Source organism: Inquilinus sp. (assembly GCF_039594555.1).
In the GTDB taxonomy this organism is placed as follows: Bacteria; Pseudomonadota; Alphaproteobacteria; order DSM-16000; family Inquilinaceae; genus Inquilinus.
Genome location: NZ_JBCNNF010000001.1, coordinates 42,306 through 50,223 on the forward strand (window position 1 = coordinate 42,306; position 7,918 = coordinate 50,223).

Genomic DNA, 7,918 nt, shown 5'->3' on the forward strand with positions numbered 1-7,918 from the left:
CGAGTTTGAACCCACTATATTGCAATGTCATGATCACGGGCATAGGCGCGGATGGCGGGGCGCAGCGAGCCGCGAGCATTGGCCCGGATCTGTGACAACCAGCGCGAGAAATCGCCGAGATCCAGGCTGCGGACCATAGTCCTGACCGCGCCGATCGACGTCGCCGGCATCGACAGGGTGCGGAATCCCAGCCCCAGCAGGGTCATCGCCTCGATCGGCCGCGACGCCATCTCGCCGCACAGGCTGATGCGCCGGCCGGCGGAGTCGCAGCGGGCCACCGCCTCGGCCAGGGCGCCGATCAGGCCGGGCGACAGCGTGTCGTAGCGCTGCGCCACCCGGGTGTTGGTGCGGTCGGCGGCGTAGAGATACTGCATCAGGTCGTTCGAGCCGACGGCGACGAAATCGGCGGTGCGCAGCACCTGGTCGAGCTGCCAGAGCAGCGACGGCACCTCGAGCATCACGCCGACGCGGATCTCGCCCGACACCGGCATCCCCTGGGCCGCGGCGCGCGCTACCTCGCGGTCGAACAGGTCGCGGGCGGCATCCAGCTCGGTCACCTCGGACACCATCGGGAACATCACCCCGAAGGGCCGCCCGGCGGCGCCCTGGATCAGCGCCCGCAGCTGCTGCCGCAGCATCGCCGGCCGGTCGAGGCCGATGCGCACGGCGCGCCAGCCCAGCGCCGGGTTGTCCTCGTCGATCTCGGCGAAATAGGGCAGCCGCTTGTCCCCGCCGACATCGAGGGTGCGGAACACCACCGGCCGGCCCTCGGCCAGGTCGATCACCCGGGAATAGAGGTCGGTCTGGGTGGCGACGCTGGGATATTCCGACCGCACCATGAACGGGATCTCGGTGCGGTAGAGGCCGATGCCGTCGGCGCCGACCGCGTCGAGATGCGGCATGTCGGACAGCAGGCCGGCATTCAGCATCAGCGAGACGGAGGTGCCGTCGCGCGTCACGGCCGGCAGCCGCGCCTCCTCGGCATACAGCTTGCGCTGCCCGGCCTGGACCTGGATCGCCTTGGTGATGGTCTCGATCACGTCCTCGGACGGGCGGACGAAGACGTTGCCGTGATCGCCGTCGACCACGATCGGGTCCAGCGGCTCGATCAGCCGCATCGCCTCGACGCAGCGGCCGACCACCGGGATGTCCAGCGCCCGGGCGATGATCGCGACATGGCTGGTCGCCGATCCCTCCTCCAGCACCAGGCCGCGCAGCTTTCGCCGGTCGTAGTCGAGCAGCTCGGCCGGGCCGATGGCGCGGGCGATCAGCACCATGTCGTCCGGCAGCGTGCCCAGCGCCGCGGCCGAGGTGCGGCCGGCCAGGTGCAGCAGCAGGCGGTTGGCGAGGTCGTCGAAATCGACCAGGCGCTCGCGCAGATAGGGGTCGGTGACCCGGGCCATGCGCGCCGCCATGTCGTTCTGCACGCGCTGCACCGCCGCCTCGGCCGACAGGCCGGTGTCGATCGCCTCGTGGATCCGGCTGAGCCAGCCGCGATCCTCGGCGAACATGCGGTAGGTCTCGAGGATCTCGCCGCCCTCGCCGATGCCGCCGGCGCGGTGGTCGGCCACCAAGTCGTCGATCGAACGGTGCATGTGCTCGACCGCCTGGCGGAACCGCTCCGCCTCCACCGCCGGGTCGTCGGCCACCATCTGGCGCACGGTGATCTGGGTCCGGTGCAGCACCGCCAGGCCCTGGGCCAGGCCGCCGCTGAGGGCGATGCCGTGCAGCCGGGCCGGCAGCGACACCGCCGTCGGGCTCGCCACCTCACCCGGCCGGGCGATCTCGCCACCGACGATCAGCTCGGCCACCACCATGGCGATGGTCTCGAGCGTCTCGACCTCGTCCTCGGAGTAGCTGCGCTTCATCTGGTTCTGGATGATCAGCACGCCGCGCACCTTGCCGCCGCGCAGGATCGGCACGCCCATCCAGGATTCGTATGGGTCCTCGCCCGTCTCCGGCCGGTAGGCGAATTTCGGATGCTGGGGCGCGTTGGCGATGGCCAGCGGCCGCGCCGTCGCCGCGACCTCGCCGACCAGGCCCTCGCCGACCCGCAGGCGGGTGCGGTGCACCGCGTCCGGGTTCAGGCCGATGGTGGCGAACAGCTCCAGCACGTCGCCCGGGCGGGAGACGTAACAGGAGCAGACCTCGGCCACCATCTCGGCCGCGATCAGGGTGACGATCTTGTCGAGGCGCGACTGCGCCGTGCCCGACCCCGCCATGACGTCGCGCAGGCGGGCGAGGAGGCGACGCGACGGCCCGATGCCCGGGGCGGGCCCGCCCGCCGGCCGGGTCATCAGGCCCGCTCCATCAGGCCTTGTCCAGGCCGTAGGCGGTGTGCAGGGCCCGGACCGCCAGCTCGGTATACTGCTCGGCCACCAGGACGCTGATCTTGATCTCCGAGGTCGAGATCACCTGGATGTTGATGCCGTTCTCGGCCAGCGCCTTGAACATGCGCTGGGCGACGCCGGCATGGCTGCGCATGCCGACGCCGATCACCGAGATCTTGACCACGTTCTCGTCCGGGATCAGGTGGCTGTAGCCCAGCGTCTCCTTGTGCTGGGACAGCACCTTGACCGCGCGCTCCAGGTCCGCCTTGCCGACGGTAAAGGTCAGGTCCGTCGCCTGGCCGTCCTCGGAGATGTTCTGGACGATCATGTCGACATTGATGTTCGCGTCGGTCAGCGGCCCGAAGATCGACGCGGCCACGCCCGGCCGGTCCGGCACGCGCACCACGGTGATCTTCGCCTCGTCCCGGCTGTACGCGATCCCGCTGACGACCTCTTTCTCCACGATCTCGTCCTCGTCCACCACCAGGGTCCCTGGCACATCCTCGAAGCTGGACAGCACCTGCACCCGCACCCGATGGTTCATCGCCATCTCGACCGAGCGGGTCTGCAGCACCTTGGCGCCGAGCGACGCCATCTCCAGCATCTCTTCGTAAGTGATCTTATCGAGCTTGCGCGCCTTGCGCACGATCCGCGGATCGCAGGTGTAGACGCCGTCGACATCGGTGTAGATGTCGCAGCGGTCCGCCTTCAGCGCGGCGGCCAGCGCCACCGCCGAGGTGTCGGACCCGCCGCGGCCCAGCGTGGTGATGCGGCCGGCATCGGAGACGCCCTGGAAGCCGGCGATCACCGCGACCTCGCCACGGGCCATCGAGTCCTCGAGCTTCTGCGCGTCGATGCCGAGGATGCGGGCCTTGGCGTGCGCGCCGTCGGTGTGCACCGCCACCTGCCAGCCCTGGAACGATCGGGCGGGCAGCCCGATCTCCTGCAGCGCCAGCGCCAGCAGGCCGGAGGTGACCTGCTCGCCCGAGGCGACCACCGCATCGTATTCGCGCGGATCATGCAGCGGCGCGATGTCGTTGCAGTACTTCACCAGCTGGTTGGTGACGCCGGACATCGCCGACACCACGACCGAGACCTGGTTGCCGCGCGCGACCTCCGCCTGCACCCGACGGGCGACGTTCTTGATCCGCTCGACATCGGCGACCGACGTGCCGCCAAACTTCTGAACAATGCGCGCCATCGGCCGCCGCGGGTTTGAAGTGACAGGAGCGCCGCGGGCCGGAATGCCGGCATTGCGGCCGTGAGGCCCGCTACCCATACTGCGTCGCCGAGAGCGACGCAACGTCCCCTGTGCTGCGTCGCTCTCACGACGCCAAGGTTTGGCGCAACCGAAACACGAGGACTGTTCTTCATGGCGCAAAGCCCGGCGGCGACAATCGATTCCGCCGAGATCGCCCGCTTCGAATCGATGGCGGCGGACTGGTGGGACCCGGACGGCAAGTTCCGGCCGCTGCATCGCATGAATCCGCTGCGCATCGGCTATATCCGGGACCGGATCTGCGCCCGGCTGGGCCGCGACCCGCTGGCGCCGAAGCCGCTGGCCGGCCTCTCCGTCCTCGACATCGGCTGCGGCGGCGGCCTGCTGTCCGAGCCGATGGCCCGGCTGGGCGCCGCGGTCACCGGCGTCGATGCCGGGGCCGAGGCGGTCGGCGTCGCCCGCGCCCATGCCGCCGAATCCGGCTTGGCCATCGACTATCGCTGCAGCAGCGCCGAGGACCTCGCCGCATCCGGCGCCCGCTTCGACGCGGTGCTGGCGCTGGAGATCGTCGAGCATGTCGCCGATGTCGACGCCTTCTGCGCCGCGCTGGCGGCGCTGCTGCGGCCGGGCGGCACGCTGGTGATGTCGACCCTGAACCGCACCCGCCGCAGCTGGGCCGTCGCCATCCTCGGCGCCGAGCACCTGCTGCGCATCATCCCGCGCGGCACGCATGAGTGGCGCAAGTTCCTGAAGCCGCACGAGCTGGCCGCGGCGCTGCGCCGCGCCGGCCTCGAGGTCGGCGACATCGCCGGCATGGTGCCCGACCTGCGCGGCGGCGGCTGGCGGCTGGCGCCGCAGCATCTGGCGGTGAACTACATCGTGACGGCGGCCAAGCCGGGATGATCGTCGTCACCGGCGCCGCCGGCTATCTCGGCTCCCGCATCGTCACCTCGCTGCTCTGCGGGTCGATGGCAGGAGGGGGCCCAGTGGCCGGGGTCGACCGGGCCGAGGCGCCGACCGTGACCCACCGCGCCGACATCCTGGACGGGGTGATGCTGCGCCGGGCCTTCCGCGGCGCCCGCGCCGTGATCCACACGGCGGGGTTGAACGGCGGGCCTGGCGCCCCGGCCCTGACCGGGGAGATCCGGCGGATCAATGTCGGCGGCACCGAGGCGGTGATCGCCGCGGCGCGCGACGCCGGGGTGCCGCGGTTGGTGCTGCCCAGCACCACTGCGCTGTATGGCGGCGCGATCCACGGCGCCGAGGCCGCGGTCTGGGTGACCGAGGCGCTGCCGCCGACGCCGGAGACGGCCTATGAGGAGAGCAAGCGCGACGCCGAGGCGCTGGTGCTGGCCGCCGCCGGGTCGTTCCCCGAGGGCTGCCTGATCCTGCGCTGCGGCCGGTTCTTCCCGGCGCCGCCGAACGAGACGGTGAACGACCGGCTGTATCGCGGCGTCGACCCGCGCGACGTCGCCGCCGCCCATATTCTGGCGGCGGAACGGCCGGGCGGCGGCACCGCGGTGCTGAACATCGCCGCCGCCAGCCCGTTCGCGCCGGAGGACTGCGCCGAGCTGCGCCGCGATGCCCGGCCGGTGCTGCGCCGCCGCCACCCCTTCGTCGAGGGCGCCTACCGGCAGCTGGGCTGGCGGCTGCCGGCCACGATCGACCGCGTCACCGCCATCGACGCCGCGCGGCGGGCCATCGGCTATGTCCCGCAACATAATTTCCGCGAGGCTCTGGCCGAGCAACTGTGGCTGGACGCATGGCCACGCCGATCCGAGGCGGCGCCGGAACCCTCCTGACCCGGCCTTTTCGGCGGAATTTTGTTTTTGCCGCCACTCTCCCGCGTGCTATCTAATTTTCGCTATCGAGCCAAGAACATTGGCGCATAATATATTGTGCGATCCCGTTGGTGAGGCCGCATGAACATCGGAATTTTTACCGAATTGTATCCTCCGAGCATTGGCGGCCAGGAGATTCGCTTTGCCGAACTGGCGCAAGTGTTTCGAGACCGCGGTCACAATGTCTCGGTATATTGCATCGCACACAAGAGAGATTTGCCGAAGCGCGAATCCCTGGGTGGTATTGAGGTCAATCGCTATCCGGTGGATGAGCACTATCAGAGGCCGCAGTCCCGCCTGCTGCCTCGGAATCCGATTACCATACTGAAGTATGCAACCTGGGTGCGAGGTGTGCTCAAGGCCCGCAGCTTCGACCTCGGTCTGTACAACCAATGGCCCCTGGCCCATATCGCCTTCGCGCCGCGCAGCGCCCGGCAGCGTGCGATTCTCGACTGGTGCGAGGTGCGGGACGCCGGCTTCTACCGCGTGATGCAGCGGATGCTGCCGCGGCTGAGCGGGCAGAACATGGGCGTCGGCCCGGCGGTGTGCGACCGGATCGGCGCCGCCTCCGGCCGGCCGGTCTTCTACCTGCCGAGCGGCATCCGCCGGTCCGCCTATCGCAGCCTGCCGGCGGCCGAGCGCCGCGACATCCTCTATCTCGGCCGCATCACCGCCCACAAGAACCTGACCTTCCTGGTCGATGCTTTCGCCCGGCTGAAGGCCACCGGCCACAACCGCCTGGGTCCGTTGGGCGACGACCAGCTGGTGATCGCCGGCGACGGGCCGGAGCTGCCGGCGCTGCGCGCCCACGCCGCCGCCTCGCCCGCCGCGGACCAGATCCGGATCCTGGGGCCGGTCAGCGAGCAGCAGAAGATCGAATTGCTGGGCGGCGCCCGGCTGCTGGCGATCTCGAGCCGGCGCGAGGGCTTTCCCCGCATCGTTGCCGAGGCGATGGCGAGCGGCCTGCCGACCGTGACCGCCCGCTTCCTCGAGAACGGCACCAGCGACGTCATCGACCATTATGGCTGTGGCGTGGTGACTGAGCCGGAGCTGGAGGCCTTCACCGGCGGGCTGGTCGCCGCGGCCGACCGGTGGGAGGAGCTGTCACGCCGTGGCCTGGACCGGGCCGACGAGCTGGACTGGCAGGCGCTGGCCCAGGAGATTGAGAGCCGGGCCGTGACTGGAATTTCGAAGATGAAGGTTCAGGATTCATGCGCATTTTGATCACGGGCGCTGCCGGGTTCATCGGCAGCCAAATCACCCGCCGCCTGGCCCGGGACGGCCACGAGATCCTGGCCATCGACAACCTCTCCTTCGGCCGAGAGAGCTCGCTGCCCGAGGAGGCGGTGTTCAAGCGCCTGAACCTCGGCACCTGCAGCAGCCCCGAGCTCCTCGACGTGGTCGAGGAATTCCAGCCGGACGGCGCCATCCATTTCGCCGCCATCCATTTCATTCCCTATTGCATGAGCCATCCGGACGAGACCTTCGCCACCAATGTCCGGGGCACCGAGCTGGTGCTGCGGGCGCTGGAGCGGACGCCGGCGCGCAAGGTCGTGTTCGCCTCGACCATGGATGTCTACGCCCCGGTCGACCGGGTGCATCGCGAGAGCGACCAGGCCGCCCCGGTCAACGCCTATGGCCTGTCCAAGCTGCTGGGCGAGGACCTGCTGGCCTATGCCACCCGCACCAATGACCGGCTGTCCGGCGTGGCGCTGCGCTTCGCCAACGCCTTCGGGCCGGGCGAGACCAACCCGCATCTGATTCCCGACGCGCTGAAGCGGATGAGCGACCGGTCGCAGCCGGAGATCCGGATGGGCTATATGGGCGCCACTCGCGACTTCATCCACGTCTCCGACATCGCCGACGCCGCCATCGCCGCGCTGTTCCAGGACACCGGGCGGTACGAGGTGTTCAACGTCGCCTCCTCGGTGCCGACGCCGGTGCGCGACGTGGTCGAGACCATCCGCCGACTGGTCGGCGACCCGCGGCCGGTGGTCGAGGACCAGAAGCAGTTCCGCAAGTTCGACCGGCCGTCGCTGTCGGCCGACACCACCAAGATCCGCGCGGCCCTCGGCTGGGCCCCGAAATGGTCGCTGGAGGAGGGGCTGCGCGACCTGGTGCGGCGGACCTTCGCCGCCGAACCCCGCCCTCTGGTCAGCAAGATCGCCTAAGCCGAACGATCGCAGGTCTCCTTTCGCGTAGCCTCTCCCGTAAGCGGGAGAGGCTACGCGTTACACCACTCGCCACCGCACAGGACGAGGGGACGGAGTGATCCGGCCTCAGCCCCGGCGACGGCGGCTGCGGTCGAGGCGGTGGGCGATGACCATGCCGGCCAGCAGGCCCAGCAGCCCGGCCAAGGCAAGGATGCGGGCCTTCTTCGGCGAGCTCGGCTCCGACAGGATCTCCGGCTGCTCCAGCGCCTCGGCGGCGAAGGGCAGGTTCGGCTGGATCAGCATCAGGATCTTCTCCTGGTCCAGGATCAGGCCGATCAGGGTCTGGCGGTAGTCGTTGACGGTGACGTTCTGCAG

General features: G+C 69.9%; 6 protein-coding genes and 1 pseudogene. 4 read left to right on the plus strand and 3 right to left on the minus strand.

What is annotated here, in order from left to right; genetic code table 11:
* Positions 1–14: 14 nt before the first annotated feature.
* Positions 15–2,297 (minus strand): phosphoenolpyruvate--protein phosphotransferase, encoded by a 2,283-nt coding sequence (ptsP, locus tag ABDW35_RS00225; RefSeq protein WP_343711822.1) that lies wholly within the window; start codon positions 2,295–2,297, stop codon positions 15–17.
* Between the two features lie 13 nt (positions 2,298–2,310).
* A complete protein-coding gene (locus ABDW35_RS00230) occupies positions 2,311–3,531 on the minus strand; it encodes an aspartate kinase (protein WP_343711823.1) in 1,221 nt (406 codons plus the stop codon).
* Between the two features lie 171 nt (positions 3,532–3,702).
* Here ABDW35_RS00230 and ubiG point away from each other — a divergent pair, with 171 nt between their 5' ends.
* The 4 genes from ubiG (at position 3,703) to ABDW35_RS00250 (ending at position 7,561) form a co-directional block, all read left to right on the plus strand.
* Positions 3,703–4,452 (plus strand): bifunctional 2-polyprenyl-6-hydroxyphenol methylase/3-demethylubiquinol 3-O-methyltransferase UbiG, encoded by a 750-nt coding sequence (gene ubiG, locus ABDW35_RS00235; protein WP_343711824.1) that lies wholly within the window; start codon positions 3,703–3,705, stop codon positions 4,450–4,452.
* Positions 4,449–5,351: an NAD(P)-dependent oxidoreductase gene (locus ABDW35_RS00240; protein WP_343711825.1), complete on the plus strand. Its 903-nt coding sequence runs from the start codon at positions 4,449–4,451 to the stop codon at positions 5,349–5,351. The genes ubiG and ABDW35_RS00240 overlap by 4 nt, the downstream gene beginning before the upstream one ends.
* 120 nt (positions 5,352–5,471) lie before the next feature.
* Positions 5,472–6,614, plus strand: coding sequence for a glycosyltransferase family 4 protein (locus ABDW35_RS00245; RefSeq protein WP_343711826.1), 1,143 nt, complete (start codon positions 5,472–5,474; stop codon positions 6,612–6,614).
* Positions 6,602–7,561, plus strand: a complete 960-nt coding sequence (locus ABDW35_RS00250) for an NAD(P)-dependent oxidoreductase (protein WP_343711827.1) — start codon at positions 6,602–6,604, stop codon at positions 7,559–7,561. The genes ABDW35_RS00245 and ABDW35_RS00250 overlap by 13 nt, the downstream gene beginning before the upstream one ends.
* 108 nt (positions 7,562–7,669) lie before the next feature.
* Here the strand turns inward: ABDW35_RS00250 and ABDW35_RS00255 are convergent.
* Positions 7,670–7,918, minus strand: a pseudogene (locus ABDW35_RS00255) (hypothetical protein); the annotation flags it as partial.